Source organism: Pseudohalocynthiibacter aestuariivivens, assembly GCF_018457175.1.
GTDB classification, from domain to species: domain Bacteria; phylum Pseudomonadota; class Alphaproteobacteria; order Rhodobacterales; family Rhodobacteraceae; genus Pseudohalocynthiibacter; species Pseudohalocynthiibacter aestuariivivens.
On the sequence record NZ_JAGFNU010000018.1, the window covers coordinates 1 to 17,998 of the forward strand.

16 protein-coding genes are annotated in these 17,998 nt (G+C 56.4%); 14 read left to right on the forward strand and 2 right to left on the reverse strand.

The window, feature by feature from the left end:
- Positions 1–103: 103 nt before the first annotated feature.
- Complete coding sequence (locus J4E70_RS17775) at positions 104–406, reverse strand: hypothetical protein (RefSeq protein ID WP_213891048.1); 303 nt, start codon at positions 404–406, stop codon at positions 104–106.
- Positions 407–977: 571 nt separating this feature from the next.
- Positions 978–1,895, reverse strand: a complete 918-nt coding sequence (locus J4E70_RS17780; RefSeq protein WP_213891050.1) for a LysR substrate-binding domain-containing protein — start codon at positions 1,893–1,895, stop codon at positions 978–980.
- Between the two features lie 57 nt (positions 1,896–1,952).
- On the opposite strand from J4E70_RS17780, the gene J4E70_RS17785 reads away from it, so the two are divergent.
- From J4E70_RS17785 to J4E70_RS17850, 14 genes are all read left to right on the forward strand, one after another.
- Positions 1,953–3,089, forward strand: a complete 1,137-nt coding sequence (locus tag J4E70_RS17785) for a GlxA family transcriptional regulator (protein ID WP_213891052.1) — start codon at positions 1,953–1,955, stop codon at positions 3,087–3,089.
- Positions 3,090–3,298: 209 nt separating this feature from the next.
- Positions 3,299–5,239, forward strand: a complete 1,941-nt coding sequence (locus tag J4E70_RS17790; RefSeq protein ID WP_213891054.1) for an acetoacetate--CoA ligase — start codon at positions 3,299–3,301, stop codon at positions 5,237–5,239.
- Positions 5,236–6,399 (forward strand): thiolase family protein, encoded by a 1,164-nt coding sequence (locus tag J4E70_RS17795; protein ID WP_213891056.1) that lies wholly within the window; start codon positions 5,236–5,238, stop codon positions 6,397–6,399. Before J4E70_RS17790 ends, J4E70_RS17795 begins: the two co-directional genes overlap by 4 nt.
- Entirely contained in the window at positions 6,396–6,809 is a 414-nt protein-coding gene (locus J4E70_RS17800; protein ID WP_213891058.1) for a Zn-ribbon domain-containing OB-fold protein, read from the forward strand. The genes J4E70_RS17795 and J4E70_RS17800 overlap by 4 nt, the downstream gene beginning before the upstream one ends.
- 19 nt (positions 6,810–6,828) lie before the next feature.
- Positions 6,829–7,281 (forward strand): MaoC family dehydratase, encoded by a 453-nt coding sequence (locus J4E70_RS17805; protein ID WP_213891060.1) that lies wholly within the window; start codon positions 6,829–6,831, stop codon positions 7,279–7,281.
- A 32-nt stretch (positions 7,282–7,313) separates the two neighbouring features.
- Positions 7,314–8,510, forward strand: coding sequence for an MFS transporter (locus tag J4E70_RS17810; protein ID WP_213891062.1), 1,197 nt, complete (start codon positions 7,314–7,316; stop codon positions 8,508–8,510).
- An 18-nt stretch (positions 8,511–8,528) separates the two neighbouring features.
- Positions 8,529–9,110: a methylenetetrahydrofolate reductase C-terminal domain-containing protein gene (locus J4E70_RS17815; RefSeq protein ID WP_213891064.1), complete on the forward strand. Its 582-nt coding sequence runs from the start codon at positions 8,529–8,531 to the stop codon at positions 9,108–9,110.
- Positions 9,107–10,096, forward strand: a complete 990-nt coding sequence (locus J4E70_RS17820) for a methylenetetrahydrofolate reductase (RefSeq protein WP_213891066.1) — start codon at positions 9,107–9,109, stop codon at positions 10,094–10,096. Before J4E70_RS17815 ends, J4E70_RS17820 begins: the two co-directional genes overlap by 4 nt.
- A gap of 123 nt (positions 10,097–10,219) precedes the next feature.
- Positions 10,220–11,383 (forward strand): aminomethyl transferase family protein, encoded by a 1,164-nt coding sequence (locus J4E70_RS17825; RefSeq protein ID WP_213891068.1) that lies wholly within the window; start codon positions 10,220–10,222, stop codon positions 11,381–11,383.
- 431 nt (positions 11,384–11,814) lie between these two features.
- Entirely contained in the window at positions 11,815–12,897 is a 1,083-nt protein-coding gene (torT, locus tag J4E70_RS17830; protein ID WP_213891070.1) for a TMAO reductase system periplasmic protein TorT, read from the forward strand.
- A 156-nt stretch (positions 12,898–13,053) separates the two neighbouring features.
- A complete protein-coding gene (locus tag J4E70_RS17835) occupies positions 13,054–14,646 on the forward strand; it encodes a sugar ABC transporter ATP-binding protein (protein ID WP_213891072.1) in 1,593 nt (530 codons plus the stop codon).
- A 7-nt stretch (positions 14,647–14,653) separates the two neighbouring features.
- The gene (locus J4E70_RS17840; RefSeq protein WP_213891074.1) at positions 14,654–15,670 is read left to right on the forward strand and encodes an ABC transporter permease; all 1,017 of its coding nucleotides are present in this window, start codon (positions 14,654–14,656) and stop codon (positions 15,668–15,670) included.
- Positions 15,667–16,689, forward strand: a complete 1,023-nt coding sequence (locus tag J4E70_RS17845) for an ABC transporter permease (protein WP_213891076.1) — start codon at positions 15,667–15,669, stop codon at positions 16,687–16,689. The genes J4E70_RS17840 and J4E70_RS17845 overlap by 4 nt, the downstream gene beginning before the upstream one ends.
- 191 nt (positions 16,690–16,880) lie before the next feature.
- Entirely contained in the window at positions 16,881–17,813 is a 933-nt protein-coding gene (locus J4E70_RS17850; RefSeq protein WP_213891078.1) for an ABC transporter substrate-binding protein, read from the forward strand.
- Positions 17,814–17,998 lie beyond the last annotated feature (185 nt).

A 17,998-nucleotide genomic window follows, 5' to 3' on the forward strand; every position in this document is an offset into this window, starting at 1 on the left:
TCTGAGGCCGCAAAGAAAACACGAAAGGAAACACCGACATTGACCGCGAAATAAACGCTGATACATAATCAAGGGTGGGTCAAATCTCGGTGAAAATACCGGGTCAGTTCTCAACGCAAATCAACACCTTGTCATCTGAACTCAACGGGCTTAGCCACTGTTGATTGTCGCGGATATAGCCCTCACTGACAATTAGAGCCGCCAACCCTAACGCCACCCAAAACAGGCTTTTCAATCCAATCCATGTAAACGACCCTAGGATACGTGCGTTTGCCGTTGCTTTGGCGACAGTTGCGCTCCGCTTGTAAGCGGCTCGTTCAAAGACAAAGCCGAGTTTTCCGAGTTTGGTGCGGAGTTGCCAGTACCAAGGCTTGGAACCAATCCAGATTTTCAGTCTATCAATCAAAAAATACCCAATAAAAATTGCCTATCACACAACATGTAGTTGCATCTGACCGCATTTACTAGATTTTTACGCCGCAAAACACCTTTCCGCTTTTCAAGCGCTAGGGACGGCAGCCAGGAATGCGAATGACCGCTTTCATGCTTGTTCGGTCGTTGTGGTGGGCCCGCAGCGAAGGCCCGCTATCCGCCCTTTGGTGCAATGGGACGCGCAGGCTTGAAGTCTTTGGGTCCTTCCCCGGTCCTTTCTGCATGCGGATAATTCGCACCCCACGCCAAGCAAGTGTTTTGAATTTCAGAAGGGTTGAGGATGGGGTTGTTGTTGTCTTGGTCGTGCACTTGGTGTGAGCGTTCAAGAACAAAAGACCACCGGGGTTGAAATACTTTCTCTTGGTCGGGCGTACCGGCGCGGGTAGCTCAGTTTACACGCCCGCCGATTTGAGGAAAAAAGCCCATTTCTGAAGTTCATAGAATATCTAAGGCAGATTGAGTGAAATCCTGAAATTCTTTCACTCGATTTAAGCCATGGCGCAGTTGAAACCGAGGAAGCAAAGGGAGGCGTTCGACTGAGTTACCTAAGAGTGTGCTTCTTGCAGCATCCAATCAATGAATTTCCTGACCTTTGGGCGATCAAGAGATTGTCTTGTCGTGACGACATCATACCCGATACCCGGATGCGCGGAAACACCGAAAGGATCGATCAAAAGGCCATTGGTGACATAGCTTTCGAGGACAGGTTTGCTGCCCAAAATAAAGCCCTGACCGGCGATTGCCGCTTGAACCGCTTGATTGTAGTCGGTGTAGTTAATACCCTTTCCGGGTTGGACATCACGAGCACCAACGGCCTCAAGCCATGTGTGCCAGAAATTCCATTTTATCGTGGTTGTTGCCCAAGGGCATGCAGAGAGGTCCCAACGCAGCAAGGCAGCGTCCTGCAAATCTGCAAACTCGGTTATCTGGGGGGGACCAGCCGCAAGGCTCGGGCTGCACAGCGCGCTCAAATGCTCGTCAAAGAGTCTGTGAGCAATGAAATCACCGTGATCCTGCACGCCAAAACGTACAGCTACACTCACGACACCATCTGTCAGATCGACTATGGTTAAGGACGAATCCACGAGGATTTCGATTTCTGGGTGCTGTTCACGGAAGTTTTGCAGCCGAGGGACAAGCCAGGCGGAGGCGATGGAGGGTTCGACTGAGACAATCAAGCGGTCATTTTCGCAGGCGTTTCGAATGCGCTGGACGGCGAAAACGATTTGACGAAAGGCACTGCTTAGATCGTCATGAGCCTGTGCCCCGATGCGGGTCAGTTCCATTTTCCGTCCCTCAAAGCTCATGAGCGGTTCGCCAAAGACATCTTCTAGTTTTCCTACCAGTTGCTTGACGGCAGCAGGGGTGACGGCCAGTTCATCCGCAGCTTTCTTGTAGCTGCCAAGCCTGGCGGTGGCTTCAAAGGCACGCAATGCGTTTAGGGATGGCAGCCAACGAGACATTATTAAGATTACCTAAATGCGTTGCTCAGATCAAATAGCTTCTGAATCCAAAGTAACATGCCTAATCTTAATCAATGTAGTGTTGTTGCGATTTCCAGTTTCTGGATGCGAGGTGCTTCAGGTTTAGTTTTACTAACTGGCCCAAGTGCCGTGCTCGAAGAGATCACATGCAAGACCGATGGGAGGATTATCTGGACGATGTTTCACTTTGCAGACCCAAACGGATACGTGGCTGTTGTCCTGATGGAGGGGTTCTCGACCTTAAGCCTTGGTGCCATTGTGGAACCGTTCTCGTATCTGTCGCAGACGCATCCCGAAATCGCGCCCAAGCTGACCCTTGTCGGACTTCGGGGCCAACAGGTGCAGTCGCAAAGCGGAGTGATGGTGAATTGTGACGAGGAAAGCGAGGCCCTGATTGAACGACTGAAACACGGGCGTGCACCGGTGCGGGTTATTGTATGTGGCCCGGCGCATGCAGGGCCTTTCTATGATCGGTGTTTGTCATCGCTCTTGCGGGTGGCAATACGGTATGGCGCCTCTATCTGTACTCTTGGTGCCGCCACGTGGCAGATGGCTGAAACTGGGCTGTTGAAGACCCGGGCAACGACAGTACACTGGTCCTCGTTCGCAGCATTCTCGGAGCGATACAGCGACGTTGATACACGCGAAACGCTCTATGTTCCGTCCGAGATGATAGCCAGCTGCGCCGGGGAAACAGCCGCGCTCGATATGGCACTGGACCTAATTGCATCGATATCTCCGACTGCGGCAGAGCAGACGGCCAATCATCTGTTGGTGGCATTTCCACGTGTAGGGAAGACCTCCCAACCTGGCGCGCGGGGCAATCGATTGCGAGGCGTCCCGTCTCTCTTGGCTGATGCAGTCCGACTAATGGTGAATCACATCGAAGACCCTTTGAATACGGCCGCAATTTCAGCGCATTGCGGTGTATCTGTACGCCAACTGGAGCGGTTGTTTCAGCGGCATCTTTGCGCCTCTCCGATGCAGTATTACACGCAGCTTCGGGTCCAGCACGCTCATGATCTGGTCTTGCAAACCGATATGTCATTGTTGGATGTCGCCGTGGCGTCAGGGTTTTCATCGACAGGGCTGTTGAGCAAGAAGTTCAAGAAAAACTTCGGTCTGACCCCGTCACAGATGCGGAACCGTGCGCAGGTTGGCGCCACTGTTTGACCGCCTCAGGAGTCAGATTTCCTATATTGAGCGTTCAGATCATATGGCTAAGTGGTTTCCCCGGCTGAGGCTAGTCTGCAAGCGATTACGCTAAGAGAATTGCGTGTCGGATTTTCGGAGAGACGGCGCCTTCCGCCAGTTTTTCTGAAGCGTGCGGACATGTTCGCACCGATCCACACGTGGTTCGATGTACAAGACAGGACTCGGACATGAAGAACGATATCTTATGGGCCCCTGATGAAGAGGCATTCACCGAGAGTGGGTTGGCGAGATTTGCCAAGGCCTGTGGATTTGATCCCAGGGGCTACACCGACCTGCACCGCTGGTCGGTCAGCGATCCTGGGGCCTTCTGGTCTGCGCTGTGGGATTTCGCGGATGTGCTTGGCGAAAAAGGCGATGTCTTCTTCGTACCGGATGAGGCGGCCTGGATGACAGGTGCACGGTTTTTCCCGGATGCCCAGCTGAACCTTGTCGAAAACCTGCTGCGCGGCCCCGTGGCAGAAGTTGCTGTGTATGAAGTGCTCGAAGGTGGCGCTCAGCGGGCAATCACGAGGGCCGAGTTGCGCCAGTGCGTGGGCCGTGTCGCGTACGGCTTGAGGTCTCAGGGGGTGATGCCAGGGGATCGGGTTGCGGGTGTTATGCCAAACACGATTGATGGATTGGTTGCCGCACAGGCCGCTCTTTCCATTGGAGCTGTCTGGACTTCGTGTTCCCCCGATTTTGGCACAGCGGCCATCGTGGATCGTATAGGTCAGGTGGATCCAAAGATTCTGTTTGCGGCACCACGTTATAGGTATGGTGGTAAGAACCACGATATTGGCGCGCGGATTGCCGACGTCATGGCGCAGATGCCCTCGGTCGAGGCGCTTGTGCTGAGCGGCGAGGGGGATGTGCCCGCCGTATCATCGGTGGCCATGGATGCGTTTGGTCAGGAATCGGAGCTTGAGTTCGCGCGTCTACCATTCGATCATCCGGCATATATTCTCTACACGTCGGGCACGACTGGCGCGCCCAAGGCCATCGTCCACCGCGCTGGTGGTGTCTTGTTGCAGCATCTCAAGGAGCACATCCTGCATGGCGATGTGCGGCTAGGCGATAAAGTGATCTGGTACACTAACACCGCGTGGATGATGTATCACTGGATGATGTCAGCACTTGGTGCAGGGGCGGCCATCGTGCTTTATGACGGTGCGCCGATCCTAAAGAAAGATGAGGGGCTTGATCCCTCACCTTTGTGGAACTTGGCTGAAAAGATCGGCGTCACGCATCTGGGGACCAGCCCGAAATACCTCGCGACGCTGGCTGCCGAAGATTATGCGCCTGGCAAACGACATGACCTGTCCGCCCTGCGCAGTTTGCTTGTCTGTGGCGCTCCCACACTGCCGCATCAGTTTGACTGGGTCTATCAGGCGATAAAACGCGACATGGTGTTCTCGTCGATCTCTGGTGGTACGGAAATTCTGGGCTCATTTCTGATCGGTTCGCCATTGCATCCGGTGCGGCGCGGGCAATTGACGGTCAAGGCGCTTGGCCATGCGGTCGATGTGCTGGACGACCGCAATGCACCCTGCATAGGGCGGCGCGGCGATCTGGTCTGCACCGAGCCGTTTCCGTCGATGCCGCTGACTTTTTGGGGCGAGGGCGGTGATCAGCGGTATCTCGATACCTACTTCGCGGATCGGGCGGAAATCTGGACCCACGGAGACGTGGCCGAGCTGACCCACACGGGTGGTGGATATGTCCATGGCCGATCCGACAATACGCTGAAGCCCGGCGGCGTGCGCATCGGCATTTCCGAGATATACGCTGTGTGCGAGACGTATCCGGAACTGGATGATTTTCTGGTGTTTGGGGCCTCACACGAGGGTGACGAAGAGGTCGTCCTTTGTCTCAAACCGACTGAAGGGTCTGAGATCACCGCTGATCTGGTCAAGCGCATCCGGGGTCATATTCGCACCGCCGCATCGCCGCGCCATGTTCCGGCACGGGTACATTTGGTGTCAGACGTCCCTTACACGATTAACGGCAAGCGCGTGGAGGGGGCTGCGCGCACGACTGTGGCCGGAGGTCAGGTCAAGAACCTGGGCTCGATCGCCAATCCGGACTGTCTTGAACAATATAAATCGCTGCGCCGGGAGAACACCCTATGAATGCCTCTTGGAGCAAAGCGGTCATTTCGGGCATCGGAGAGTTGAAACCCGAGCGCAAGACTGACGGCATCAACACGATGGATTTGTTGATGAAGGTCTCAGCCCAAGCGGCACAGGATGCAGGACTGGAGCCCGGCGAAATTGACGGGCTGCTTGTCGGCCCGCAAGTGGGCGAGACCCCCCAACACGTCCCGGCGACGGTAGCAGAATATTTCGGGATGCAGCCGGTGATGTCCAATGTGGTCGATCTGGGCGGGGCCTCGGGGCCGGGCATGATCTGGCGTGCGGCGGCGGCCATTGAAATGGGCATGTGCGAGACAGTGCTTTGTGTGCTGGGAAACCATCGCAATCCTGTGTCGCCGCGTTCGCCCAATCGCAATCCGGCGCGCGAGTTTGACACACCGTTCGGGGCATCGGGGGCCAACACATCCTACGCGTTGCTGATGCAGGCGCATATGGCGAAATATGGCTGTACGCCCGAGGATTACGCCACAATCGCCGCCGGTGCTCGCGCCAATGCGCAGCTTAACCCGATGGCTATCTTTCACGGAAAGCCTGCGGATGTGGATGATATTCTGGCCTCTCCGATGGTGACATCGCCGCTGCATTTGCTCGAGATCGTGATGCCCGTTGCGGGCGGTGAGGCGGTGATCGTCACCACGCCTGAGAAAGCTAAAAGATCCGCACACCGACCGGTGCTTTTGCTTGGAGCAGGTGAGAAAATCACACACCGAGCGGTGAGTCAGGCGCCCAGTCTGACCTCTGGCCCGTTGAAACCGTCGATTGCACGCGCGCTGCAACAGGCCGCTATGGACGTCTCTGACATCGGCTTCCTGTCGCTCTATGATTGTTACACAATCATGGTGGCCGCAACGATCGAGGATGCTGGACTTTGCAAACCCGGCGCGTTCGGGCAATGGCTGCGTGACAATGACGGCATGGGTTCTGATGCGCGCCAGCCGATCAATACCCATGGCGGCCAGCTTGGTTTTGGTCAACCCGATCTTGCCGGTGGTATGACCCATGTGGTTGAAGCCGTGCGCCAGTTGCGCGGCACAGCCGGTGGGCGCCAAATCGAGAATTGCGAAACGGCGCTGGTCACGGGAAACGGAGCGACCATGAGCGAGGCTGTGGCTCTGATTTTGGGAGGCGCATCATGACAGCTAGCCTGCAAGAGCTCTCGGTGCCGGGGCCAACGGTAACGGCACTTACAGAACCGTTCTGGGAGGCTGTTAAATCTGGCCGGCTGATGATCCAGCATTGCGACAGCTGTGAGCGCTCGGTCTTTTATCCGCGTGCGATTTGCCCGCATTGCTGGGTGGATGCTCTGACTTGGACTGAGGCCTCGGGGCGAGGCAAGCTCAAAAGCTTTTCGCAGGTCTGGAAACCGGGTCATCCGGGATGGATTCCAGCTACCCCGTATCTGGTGGGACTGGTTGAGCTGAGCGAAGGGCCGACCATGCTGAGCCACATCCTGACTGAGGGCGCGCAGGTGGCTGTTGGGGATGCTCTGCACTTCGCACCAACGCAGATCGGCGACCGGATACTGCCATGTTTTAAAATGGGTTAACCAAGAAGGGGAGAGTAAGATGAACGATAAAATTAAGGACGGCTGGGCGGGTGTGACCAACGGCAAGCCAACGGTTGGGCAAGCCAGCGAACGCAGCCGCACCACGCAGATGCAGGATATTCATTCCTTCACTGATATGACGGGAGACCGAAACCCTGTGCACTATGACGAAGCGCTGGCGAAAAAGACCGCATTCGGCAAACTGATTGTGCAAGGCGGGGTTACAACGGGCATCTTGAATGCTTGCGTGGCCGAAGACTTGCCGGGGCCTGGCACCGTGTTTCTCAACACCAACCTTAATTTCAAAAAAGCGGTGGGCGTGGGCGAAGAGATCACAGGCCGTGTCGAAGTGGCCTCAATGCGTGATGATAAGCCGATTTGTACGCTCAACGTTTCTGTGCGCGATGCGGATGGTGATATCTGTGTCGAAGGCACCGCGACCACCTATACGATGCCTCTCGAAGGGCTTTGAAGGCACGGGCCAAGAGCACATTGGGTGCCGAGATGGGTAAATGGCAGACGCTTTTTTTGACGGGCTTGGCCGTGCTGTTGTCATTGATGACATGGTTTTCGGCCACGGCCGTTTTGCCTGATCTGACAATGGTGCATGATCTGACGGCGGGCCAAGCAGCGTGGCTGACCAATGCGGTGCAGCTTGGCTTTGCCGTGGGGGCCCTGAGCGCTAGCATTCTGGCGGTCGCCGATATATGGCCTTTAACCCGCTATATGGCAACGGCGGCGGTATTGGCTTGTTTTGCGAATTTACTGCTGCTTATCGATTTGGGAGCGACCGGGGCGATTGTGGCGCGTTTTGTGACGGGCATCGCCCTTGCCGGTGTCTATCCCTCGGCGATGAAGTTCATCGCCACTTGGTTCAAGACCGGGCGCGGCCTTGCGATGGGGGCCATGGTGGGCGCGCTGACGCTCGGGTCTGCCATGCCGCATTTTGTGCGCGGCACAGGCGGCACGGTGTCTTGGGAGGTGGTCGTGCTTGTTTGTTCACTCGGAAGTGCCGCAGCCGCGGTTCTCTTCGGTTGGGTCTTACGGGAAGGACCGCACGCGTTTGCACGCACCCGGGTCGATCTGCGGCAGGTGGGGCAGATTCTGCGCAACAAGCCGGTCATGCTCGCCAATCTGGGGTACTTCGGACATATGTGGGAGCTTTACGCGATGTGGGGGTGGTTTCTGGCCTATGCCGGATACGCGGCGACGGAAGGCATCGGGCTGACCAACGCCTCGCTCTTGACCTTTGCGGTGATTGCGGCGGGCGCACCGGGGTGCCTTTTGGGCGGCTGGCTTGCTGACCGGATTGGACGCTGTCGGACGACGATCCTGATGATGGGTGTTTCCGGGGCATCTGCCCTTCTCATCGGGCTCTTCTTCGGTGGGCCGCTTTGGGTCTTTATTTTGATCGCGCTCGTCTGGGGTTTCACCGTTGTGGCAGACAGCGCGCAATTCTCAGCCGCTGTGAGCGAGCTTTCGGAACCTCATCTGGTCGGCTCGTCGCTGACGTTTCAGATGGGCGTGGGCTTTACCATTACTATCCTGGCAATTTGGCTCACCCCTTTGGTGGCTGCATGGTTGGGAAGCTGGCAGTGGACGTTTGTGATGCTGGCGCCGGGGCCACTGATTGGTGCAGTCGCAATGCATCTGCTCTACCGTCATCCAAGGTCCGTGCTGATGGCTAATGGGCAACGCTGACCACATAGGAGGATCAAGATGTATCGTATCCGGATGTTCGCGGTGCGCCATGCGCGCAAGTTTGAGCGAATCTACACATGGATTGAACGCGTTATGGTCCTGCTCGACCCGGTCTTTGCAAGGATCGGGTATAACCGCGTGGAAAGACCCATCGCACTGGTCGAGAAGGGCGTGAAGACGTTGCTGTTTGATTGCAAGATGTGCGGCCAGTGCGTGTTGTCCTCAACAGGCATGTCCTGCCCGATGAATTGCCCCAAGCAGCTGCGCAACGGCCCCTGCGGCGGGGTACGCGACGGTGGTTTTTGCGAAGTCAAACCCGAGATGAAATGCGTTTGGGTGCTGGCCTGGGACGGGGCCAGCCGGATGAAAGACGGCGCAGAGAAAATCCGTGAGGTCATGCCGCCGGTCGAGCATTCACTGCAAGGGTCGTCCTCGTGGTTGCGGGTTAGTCGAGAGAAGGCCGAGGCGATCCGCGAAAGCCGGGAAGCATCACGAAAGACGCTGGCCAAGGCCTTTCCCGAAGCGCGGGCGAATGAGCCTGCCGCGGCCCCCCTCAGTGTCGAGCCATCAAAGGCCACGCAAGCAGAGGCTGAGAAATGACCAACACCAACAGCCAAAATACCGACCTTCTTGCCTATACCAAGCCTCCTGAAGGGCATGTGTCGCACAGTCGGCTGGAGCGAGTCTTGCGCTCGGGTCGCTTTGCCGTCACTGCCGAGTTGAACCCGCCTGACAGTGCGGATGCAGAAGATGTCTATCAGGCGGCGCAGCCATTGGGCGAGGTGGCAGACGCCATCAACGCCACGGATGCATCCGGTGCCAATTGCCACATGTCATCCATCGGCATCTGCGCACTTTTGACCCGCTCCGGGTATTCACCCGTCTATCAGATTTCCTGCCGGGACCGGAACCGGATTGCCATTCAGGGCGACGTATTAGGGGCTGCCGCGCTGGGCGTCTCCAATGTGTTGTGCCTGACCGGAGATGGCGTGGGGGTGGGCGATCAACCCGGGGCAAAGCCGGTTTTCGATTTTGACTCGCTCTCGCTCTTGCGGACCATCCGCACCATGCGGGACGAGGGTGTTTTTCTTTCTGGCCGCAAGATCACGCGCCCGCCACAACTGTTTCTTGGTGCGGCTGAGAACCCCTGCATTGAGCCCCATGAATGGCGTCCAGACCGGTTGATCAAGAAGATTGACGCAGGTGCCGAGTTTATCCAGACCAACTATATTTACGACATTCCGCTGTTTGAGGCTTTCATGGCGCGGGTGCGTGATGCAGGGGCCGATAAACGTGTGTTCATCATTGCGGGCGTGGGTCCGCTGGCCTCGGCCAAGGCCGCCCGCTGGATGCGCAGCAATGTGCCTGGCATTCATATCCCCGATCATATCATCGCCCGGATGGAAGCGACCGAAAATCCATCCGTGACGGGCAAGCAGATTTGCATCGAATTGATACAGCAATTGCGCAAGATAAAAGGTGTGGCCGGGGTACACATCATGGCCTATCGCCGCGAACAACTCGTCTCCAGCATCGTTTTGGACTCAGGTGTTCTGGCAGAACGGCGCAAGGGAAAGGCACGCTAACAACCTTTTTTGAAAGCGAGAAAAACTAAAGGTCGCGCTTAGGATAAATAGGTTTGTGGCCAGTGTGAATCCGCTATTGTCGGGGGTCTGGGAGCATAGGTTTAGATCGATAGGGAGACCGGGGTGAGCAATTCTATCCATTCCGCTGCAAGAGACACGATCATGATTAGCGCCCAGCGCTTTGAGGCCTCCCCATTTGAACCTTATTGGGCAAAGCCTGGCATGCTGATGGGTGTCTACGCCGGGCGCTCTTATCCCATTGATCTGGGCGATGACCCGTCAAAGATGTATTGGATCTTGCGGCGCCAGTCGGTGATGTATGACGTGCCTGAGCGCCCTGTGGAAATCTCGGGGCCAGAAGTGGTGCCGTTTCTGGAAAAAGTTTTTGCGCGGCATATCGCGACCCTGAAGGAAGGTCGTGGTCGCTATGCCATCGCTTGTACCCCTCAGGGAGGCGTCTTTATGGACGGGGTGCTTTTTCGGCTGTCGGACAACAGGTTCTGGTATGTCCAGCCAGATGGCGCACTTGTGCCATGGCTGATCGCCCATAGCGGCGGGTTCGATGTGACAATCTCTGACCCGAAATCGCGTGTGTTGCAAATACAAGGCCCGACCTCGCCCGCCGTGATCGCCGCGGCAACGGAAGGGGCGATCACGGATGCGTTCAAGTATTTCCACGCTGGTTTCTTCGATATCGGGGGGCAGAGGCTATTCGTGTCGCGCACCGGCTGGACCGGTGAGTTGGGGTATGAGATCTATACCCAAGGCGAAGCAACGGATTGTCCGCGCCTTTGGGACCATCTGATCGAGGCGGGCAAGCCGCATGGCATGGAATTCAGCACTATTTCCTCGATGGAGATACGCCGGATCGAAGCCGGCATATTGGACAATCTCACCGATTTTGACTGGACGATGACGCCATTCGGGGCAGGTCTTGGCCCGTTCATTGATGTGGACAAGCTGGATTTCATCGGGCGCGAGGCTTTGCTGGCGGCGGACCGCCGCACTGTCTTGTTCGGGCTAAAATGCCCCAATGCAATCCCTCGTATGGATGACATCGCCGCAGAAAACGGGGTGCGATTGGGCCGGATCACAGCCGGCGTATGGTCGCCCTATCTGGACTGCGGGATAGGATATGTTCGGTTCGATTCCGCAAAGGACTGGGTTGGCCAAAGCCTTACTTTATGTGCCCCAGATGGTGGGAAACATGAATGCGAGGTCGTTTCACTGCCATTCTATGATTCTGAAAAACGGATTCCTCGTGGCCTTGATCATCCTCAGGTGTGACACAGGCTGAAATACGGATTCAAAGGCGTATTGGCGCACTGTTTCGTTGTTTTATTTATCTTTATCAGTATCCTACAATCTTCTTTTGCAAGAAGTCGGTTGCAGTATTACACCGATTTAAGTGTTCCGTTCTAGGACCCATGGCGCGTTTCAGGTTCCGTCTTTTGGATAGGTTAGCTTAACGCAGTGATTAGATTAACCGATTTCCCAAAGAACAACGTTGCCCGCATACTTTTCTTGAGAAAGCGAGCCTGCGGCGCAGCTGAAGTTGAGGCTAAAAAGCGACTCGCTCTCATTAAAAGCCTTCGGAGTGAGAGGCGTCTGGGCATTGGGCAAGTGCCGCAACGCGGGATCTGTTGAAGGACACAACATTCAGTGGCAGTGCTCGCACCAGCGATCGCTGCAACCAGAATTACAGGAGGATTTGCAATATGGAAAAGATGAAAAGAGCACTGCGCTTCGCTACAGCCGCTGGTTTGGCAATGTCGCTGGGTGGGGCTGCATACGCGGGTGATACCTGGGAATGGTGGCCGAATTCGGTCGAGAAAATCAGTGGAGACGCGGTTGAGACTTTCGACTACACGCCGCGAATGGATGCGCCTTCGCAAAAGTGGCACGTCTGCGTTTTGCTGCCACACCTGAAGGACACCTGGTGGGTCGGCATCGGCGTCGGTGCCATGAGAGAAGCCGAGCGGCAGGGGATCAAGGCCTCGCTCTTCCAGGCCGGAGGTTACACCGAACTGAACAAGCAACTTTCGCAGTTTGACGACTGCGTAGCATTGGGCGTAGACGCCATTCTGATCGCTGCAATTTCGGAGGGGGCGCTACGGCCCAAGATTGAGGCTGCTAGGGAACAGGGCATCAAGATGATCGCGGTCGGCAACCCGATGTCGAGTGACGCTGCGCTCGATTCCGCAGTATTCGGCGACTACAACATCGATGCCGAAGTGGCGGGCAGAGCGCTCGTGGAACATTACACGGCGATGGGCAGAGAGAGTGCCCGGGTGATCAACTTTGCTGGCGTGGCCGGGGCCGGTTGGGCCGAGCAAGCTGCGCAAGGCTGGACCAACGCATTCGAAGGCACGATTGTTGAACTGGTCGAGCATAAATACGGTGAAACCGGCAAAAGCACGCAGCTCAAACTCGTTGAGGATACCATCCAGGCCTATGACGATATCGACGCTTATGTCGGTGTGGCTGTCATGGCCGAAGTGGCACCTGACGTACTGGAAGAGGCCGGAATGGCAGGCAAAGTCGACATTCTGGCCTTCTACATGTCCGAAGGGGCCTTGAACGGAGTCATCGAAGGATCGGTCCTTGGCGTCGCATCGAACCCGATGGTGGTTGAAGCCGCGGTTGCGATGGACACGGCCATCCGCCTGCTCGAGGGCGAAGAGGTACCGGGCCGCATGCGCCTGCCACCTGTCTGGATCGACAGGGAATTTGTCGAAACACAAGACATGTCGAAGTTCACACCTCCGGATGGCTGGGAAGTGATCTACACGGTCGAGTGAGCTTAGGCCCACTGCATACAAAACAAAAGCGCGACCACGTTCTGATCGTGGTCGCGTAGAAAGCCGGGCAACGCTTTCGGTTTGCGACTGACACTAGACTTTCATTCGACTGGCACGCGCATCCTTAGAATGGGCGGGTGCAGACTGGACATTCAAATGACCACGAACACGACACTTAACCCACCCACGGCAACTGGCCAATCTTCGGCGGCGAACGCTCCTCTTATTGACATGAAGGGCATTCAAAAGCGCTTTCCCGGAGTGTTGGCCCTGGATCAGATCGAGTTTGAATTGCGTCCGGGTGAAGTGCACGTGCTGTTTGGCGAAAACGGTGCGGGGAAATCGACGCTGATCAACGTAATTTCAGGCACCTTCCCGCAAGACGGTGGAACCTACACATTCTGCGGCGAAGCTTTGAGCAATCTCAATCCTTATCGCGCCCGCCAGATCGGGATCAGTCCCGTATTTCAGGAATTCAGCCTCGCACCGGATCTGACCATAGAAGAAAACCTGTTTCTGGGGCGGGAGATCAGCAAAGGCGGCGTGCTGAACAAAAGCGAAATGCGCACCAAGGTGGCGCAGGTGCTGGACAATCTCGGGTTCGATCTGTCGGCGAAACAGCGCGTGGCCGAACTGTCGCGCGCGCAACAGCAGATGGCAGAGATCGCCAAGGCGCTTTTGCACGATGTGCGGGTCCTGATCTTGGATGAACCGACCGCCTCGCTGAGCGAACGTGAGACGGAGCGGCTGTTTGAAATCATTGATGATCTGAAGGCCCAAGGTGTGGGAATCATTTATGTGTCGCACCGCATGGCGGAAATCAAACGCCTCGCCGACCGCGTCACGGTTTTGCGTGATGGGCGGCTTGTCGGCACGGTCGAGGCCGAGCTGGTAAGCGAAGAAAAGTTGATTGAAATGATGACGGGGCGCACGTTCGAGGCGATGTTCCCCCACATCGAAAATCGCGCAGGCGATACACTTTTACAGACGTCCGGACTGACGACGCGCGACCGGCTGGTCGATAATGTGGACTTCAACGTCAAGGCCGGAGAGGTCGTGGGAATTGCGGGGCTGGTAGGGTGTGGCAAATCGGAACTGGCCCGTGCTATCTTTGGCCTGGAAGATATTGAAAGTGGCAAGATCGAATTGATGGGCCAGCCGGTCACGCGGCCGTCGCCTGCGCATATGCTGAAGCGGGGTTTGTGTTACTTCCCGTCAGACAGGGTTGCCGAAGGGCTGGCTTTGCCTCGGTCGGTCCGTGAGAACATGACGCTGGCGGCACTCGACCTGAAGGCATTTGCCTCGCGTGGCTTCCTGAAAATCAAATCGGAACGTCGCATCGCAGATGAGATGATCAGACGCCTAACCGTGGCGCCGGGTGACCCCGAAAAGCGTGTCGAATTCCTGTCTGGTGGCAACCGGCAGAAAGTGATGCTAGCCCGTGGGCTTGAGCGGGATGTGAAAGTCTACCTTTTTGACGAACCGACCGTGGGCATCGACGTTGGTGCGAAAGCGGAAATCTATAACCTTATCAAGGAAATGGCGGAAGGCGGCGCGGCGGTTGTCGTGATCTCGTCAGAACTGCCAGAGGTCATTCACCTGTCGCACCGGGCGTATGTGATGCACCGGGGCGCATTGGTGGCCGAGTTGACCGGCGAGGAGATTGTCGAGGCGACGATCCTTGCGCATTTCTTCGACCGCGATCATCTGGACGAGGCAGGCGAACCACCACTTCAGGATGCGGGGTAACACGATCATGGAAAAAATACTCACTCCAATTCATAAAGCCGAAAGCAGACAAAGCGCTGTAATGCGCCGCCTGATGGTTCTCGGGCTTTTGCCGCTGTTGATGATCGTGCTGTGCATCGTCCTTGGCATGATCGAGCCGAAATTCCTGCGCAGTGCCAATCTGATCAATGTGCTGCGGAATGCCTCTTTCCTGATGCTGATTGCGTCGGGTCAGATGATGGTTCTGATCATTGGTGGCTTTGACCTTTCCATCGGGGCGGTGGTGGCGCTGACCTCTGTGACGACCGCGCTGAGTATGAATGCACTGATTGCAATATTCCCGGACTCCTACCTGCTGGTTATCTCGCTTGGTGTGCTCGCAGGTCTTGGCGCCGGGGCTGCCGTCGGATTGCTCAATGGGTTTGTGGTCGCACTCATGAAGGTCAGCCCGTTCATGGTGACGCTGGGAACGCTATCCATTGCATCGGGCCTCGCGCTTTACATGACCCAGGGTGTGCCGGTCTACGGGATGCCCGACCTCTTCACGCGGGATTTCGGACGTATGCGGATCTTTAACCTGCCTGTGGTGATCTATCTCACGGCAGCCATGTTGATCCTCATCTGGTGGATGATGAACCACACCAAATTCGGCAAATACATGTATGCCATTGGCAGCAACGAACACGCGGCACGCGTCTCGGGTGTGAAGGTGACCTTCTACATTGTGGCGACCTACACGGCCTGCTCGATGGTTGCAGCGCTTACCGGAATTTTGCTCACGGCTCGGGTCGGCTCGGGTGAGGCAGGCCTGGGCGCGACCTTGATGATGGAGAGTATCGCCGCGGCGGTAATCGGGGGTGTTTCCCTGCGTGGCGGCGTTGGGCGGGTTGAAATGGTTGCGCTTGGCGCGCTCTTTCTGGCCCTTGTAACCAACGCAATGAACCTGTTGCGGGTGGACAGCAAACTACAAACGATTGTCATTGGTGTCGTCATCATCCTGGCCGTCGGTATCGAGACCTATCAGTCCAAGAGGGTGAAACGATGAGCGATCAGGTGAATGTAGACGCGTCCAGCGGCTCGGGGTTTTACAAAATGATGATGGGCTTTTTTGCCAGCTACGGGTTTTTGCCGGTCATTCTTGTCTTTCTCTATCTCGGGTTCGGTCTGGTTGAACCGGTCTTTCTGACCGGGGCAAACGCGCAGAACATCATCGAACAGGCGAGTTATCTGATCGTCCTAGCGACGGCGCAGATGTTCGTGCTGTTGACGCGCGGGTTCGATTTGTCACTCGGTGTTGTTGTGTCTGTGGTCAGCGTGGCCAGCGCGATGGTCATGGTCTCGATTGCGCCGGAAGGCGAGGGGCCGGTCATCCTGGCTTTGACCGCTGGTATATTCACCGCACTGGTCGTTGGCGCGACAGCCGGAGGAATAAACGGGATCTGCGTCGCCTATTTCGGGATTAACCCGTTTGTCGTGACGCTGGGGATGCAGGGCATCGCGTTTGGGCTGGCGACGACGATCTCAGGCGGCTTTCCTGTATTCGGCCTGCCCGACACATTGATCAATACTTTGGGGCAGGGCGCGACATGGTTCGGTTTTTTGTCCCCGCCGGTGGGCGTTTGCATCATCATCCTTCTGCTTTCACATTTTGTCCTGAATTACACAGTGTTTGGGCGCAGCATTTATCTGTTGGGGTCGAATCCGCGCGCGGCAGAAGTAGGCGGGCTGCCCTGGCGGCGGCACAATATGATGGCCTATGTGCTGTGTTCGACCATTGCCGCCATCGGCGCCATTCTGATCACCGCGCGCACCGGAACCGGCGAGCCCAGCACTGGCGGCGGCCTGGTTCTGCTCAGCATCGCGGCGGCCGTTGCTGGGGGTGTGTCCTTGCGCGGGGGGGAAGGCCGGGTGATCCACGTGGTTTTTGGCGGTCTGTTGGTCTCCGTCCTTTCCGTAGGCATGAACCTGGCGCGGATCGACAGCTTTCTTCAGCAGGTTGTGCTTGGGTTCGTCGTGGTCGGAGCGGTTTTTCTGGACCGATTGCGCCTGCGCATTCGTCTCTGACTGGAATGGGTTAAACAATGCTGTGCCACTGGCGAAAATTCGCCACTAAAATTTTGATCCTAATAGAAAATCTAAGCACTGCGCGCAGATATCCCGCGTTCTGGATTGGTACACGCGCAGGTATGATTTCTGGGCGTGATGCAAGCACCTGAGCATTGCCTCGCGCCAACCTGTCTGAGGGAGGACATATCATGAAGTATAAAGGTTTACTTGCCATGGCACTTGCTGCCCCTACTTTCGCATTCGCTGCTGAAAGCTCTGATCCGATCGTGATTCCAACGCATAACTGGTCTAGCCAGATCGTCATGAGCCACGTTGTCGGCGATATTCTTGAGAATATGGGCTACACGGTGTCGCATATCGAGACCGACAGCAACGAGGTCTATGAGTATCTCCAGAAGGGCGAGGCCACTGTGGTGGTCGAGGTCTGGGAAGGTGTGTTTGGCAAGTTGTTTGACGCCGCCTTAGAGACCGGGAACATTGTCGATGCTGGTTCACACGAGGCTACCACGCGTGAAGAATGGTGGTACCCAGCCTATGTCGAAGACATGTGCCCAGGCCTGCCCGATTGGGAGGCGCTCAATGCCTGCGCGATGAAATTTGCGACCGAGGAAACCGGCGGCAAGGGCATGTTCCTTGCTGGTCCGGAAGACTGGCCGCAACATCATATGGAGCGGATCAAGGCGCTGGATATGAATTTTCAGATGGTCCACGCGGCCTCTGCCGAAGCGCTATGGAGCGCCATTGACGAGGCAAAGGCCGAAGGCCGCCCGGTCGTGCTGCAAAACTGGACACCTAATTTTGTCGAAGCGGTGCACCCTGGCAAATTTGTCGAGTTTCCTGCGTATCAGGCCGGATGCATGGAGGATGCCTCCATCGGGGTTAATCCTGATATGGCCTATGATTGTGGCGCGCCTGTCGATGGTTATCTGAAAAAGGCGGCCTGGGCTGGAATGCAGGACAAATGGCCAAATGCGTATGCAGCACTTGAGCAGATGTCGTTCACGAACGCGCAGATCGCCGAGATGGCAAAGTTGGTTGATGTGGACGGCATGACGCCTGAAGCGGCTGCGGAAAGCTGGCTTGATGCAAATCAGACCCTTTGGACGCCTTGGGTTAACTGATCTGAATGATCTTCCTGACCTGGTACCGCTCACTCCCAGCGGCACCGGGAACTCTCCGGCCTCGGTTTCGGGTTGCTCCGTGCGCTTGATCCGGGGTCGGCTTTGTTAACGCATCGTGTGACAGAAAACATGTAGAATTTCTGTCGTTGCGGTAGAGATAATCGCGTTTTTCGCAAAGGCGAAGC

Coding starts and splice junctions, on each gene's coding strand:
- J4E70_RS17800 (WP_213891058.1), top strand. CDS start 6,396: ATGACAGCTAGCCTGCAAGAGCTCTCGGTGCCGGGGCCAACGGTAACG.
- J4E70_RS17805 (WP_213891060.1), top strand. CDS start 6,829: ATGAACGATAAAATTAAGGACGGCTGGGCGGGTGTGACCAACGGCAAG.
- torT (WP_213891070.1), top strand. CDS start 11,815: ATGGAAAAGATGAAAAGAGCACTGCGCTTCGCTACAGCCGCTGGTTTG.
- J4E70_RS17795 (WP_213891056.1), top strand. CDS start 5,236: ATGAATGCCTCTTGGAGCAAAGCGGTCATTTCGGGCATCGGAGAGTTG.
- J4E70_RS17845 (WP_213891076.1), top strand. CDS start 15,667: ATGAGCGATCAGGTGAATGTAGACGCGTCCAGCGGCTCGGGGTTTTAC.
- J4E70_RS17785 (WP_213891052.1), top strand. CDS start 1,953: ATGCCTAATCTTAATCAATGTAGTGTTGTTGCGATTTCCAGTTTCTGG.
- J4E70_RS17810 (WP_213891062.1), top strand. CDS start 7,314: ATGGGTAAATGGCAGACGCTTTTTTTGACGGGCTTGGCCGTGCTGTTG.
- J4E70_RS17780 (WP_213891050.1), bottom strand. CDS start 1,895: ATGTCTCGTTGGCTGCCATCCCTAAACGCATTGCGTGCCTTTGAAGCC.
- J4E70_RS17840 (WP_213891074.1), top strand. CDS start 14,654: ATGGAAAAAATACTCACTCCAATTCATAAAGCCGAAAGCAGACAAAGC.
- J4E70_RS17815 (WP_213891064.1), top strand. CDS start 8,529: ATGTATCGTATCCGGATGTTCGCGGTGCGCCATGCGCGCAAGTTTGAG.
- J4E70_RS17820 (WP_213891066.1), top strand. CDS start 9,107: ATGACCAACACCAACAGCCAAAATACCGACCTTCTTGCCTATACCAAG.
- J4E70_RS17835 (WP_213891072.1), top strand. CDS start 13,054: ATGACCACGAACACGACACTTAACCCACCCACGGCAACTGGCCAATCT.
- J4E70_RS17790 (WP_213891054.1), top strand. CDS start 3,299: ATGAAGAACGATATCTTATGGGCCCCTGATGAAGAGGCATTCACCGAG.
- J4E70_RS17850 (WP_213891078.1), top strand. CDS start 16,881: ATGAAGTATAAAGGTTTACTTGCCATGGCACTTGCTGCCCCTACTTTC.